Raw genomic sequence first — 1,651 nt, forward strand, 5'->3', positions numbered from 1 at the left:
GGAGACCTGGCCGGCGATCCCAGCTTCACCGACCTCCTCGCGCGGGTGCGCGCCCGCAGCCTGGAAGCCTTCGAGCACCAGGACGTGCCCTTCGAGGTGCTGGTGGAGCGGGTCAACCCGACCCGAAGCCTCACGCATCACCCGCTCGTCCAGGTGATGCTGGCCTGGCAGAACTTCGCCGGCCAGGACGACGACCCCGGGGCCGGGCTGGCACTGGGCGACGTGCGCGTCACGTCGATCCCCCTGGACACCCAGGTGGCCCGCATGGACCTGGTGTTCTCGCTGGCCGAACGCTGGACCGAGGGCGACGAGCCCGCCGGGATCGGTGGGCGGGTCGAGTTCCGCACCGACGTGTTCGACGCGGACAGCATCCGGGCGCTGATCGGGCGGCTGGAGCGCGTCCTGACGGCGATGACCGCCGATCCGACCCGCCGGGTGTCGTCGGTGGATCTGCTCGACGCCGGTGAGCACGCCCGCCTCGACGTCCTCGGCAACCGCGCGGCGCTGACCGCAGCCGCCGCCGTGGACGCCTCGGTTCCGACGCTGTTCGCCGAGCAGGTGGCCCGCGCCCCGGACGCGGTGGCGCTCAGCTTCGAAGACCGCTCGTGGACCCACCGCGAGCTCGACGAGGCCGCCAACCGCCTGGCGCACCGGCTGGCCGGCTTCGGCGTGGGCCCCGGCGAGCGGGTGGCGCTGCTGTTCGGCCGTTCGGCCGACGCGATCGTGGCGATCCTGGCGGTCCTCAAGGCCGGCGCCGCCTACCTGCCCATCGACCCCGGGCTGCCGGCCGAGCGGATCGGGTTCATGCTCTCCGACGCCGCGCCGATGGCCGCGATCAGCACCGGCGAGCTCGCCACCCGGCTGCGCGGGCATCACGTCGTCGTCCTCGACGTGAACGACCCCGCCGTCGACACCGAGCCCTGCACCCCGTTGCCGGCGCCGGGCGCGGACGATATCGCCTACCTGATCTACACGTCGGGCACCACCGGCGTGCCCAAAGGCGTTGCGGTGAGCCACCGTAACGTCGCCCAACTGCTGGCGTCGGGGGACTCCGGGCTGCCGCGCGAGGGCGTGTGGTCGCAGTGGCACTCGCTGGCCTTCGACGTCTCGGTCTGGGAGATCTTCGGCGCGCTGCTGCACGGCGGGCGGCTCGTGGTCATCCCCGACTCGGTGGTGCGATCCCCGCACGACTTCCACGCGTTGCTGGACGCCGAACACGTCAGCGTGATCAGTCAGACCCCGTCGGCGGCCGACGTGCTCTCCCCCGAGGGACTCGGGTCGGCGACCCTGGTGGTCGCCGGTGAGGCCTGCCCGGCGGAGCTGGTCGACCGGTGGGCGCCCGGGCGGGCGATGATCAACGCCTACGGCCCCACCGAGGCGACGGTCTACGCGGCGGTCAGCGCCCCGCTACAGGCCGGATCGCCTGTGGCGCCCATCGGATCCCCGGTGCCCGGGGCCGCGTTGTTCGTCCTGGACGACTCCCTGCGGCCGGTGCCGCACGGCGTCGTCGGGGAGCTGTACGTGGCCGGCGCCGGCGTGGCCTGCGGCTACTGGCGCCGGGCCGGGCTGACCGGGTCGCGGTTCGTGGCCTGCCCGTTCGGCGAGCCGGGAGCGCGCATGTATCGCACCGGCGACCTGGTGCGGTGGGGGG

The 1,651-nt window shown here is 73.8% G+C and carries 1 protein-coding gene; it reads left to right on the forward strand.

Features of this window, described 5'->3' with window-relative positions:
- A partial coding sequence (locus tag A5775_RS21060) for an amino acid adenylation domain-containing protein (protein WP_156660792.1) occupies positions 1 to 1,651 on the forward strand: 1,651 nt, incomplete at both ends.

This window comes from Mycobacterium sp. 852002-10029_SCH5224772, assembly GCF_001667315.1.
In the GTDB taxonomy this organism is placed as follows: domain Bacteria; phylum Actinomycetota; class Actinomycetes; order Mycobacteriales; family Mycobacteriaceae; genus Mycobacterium.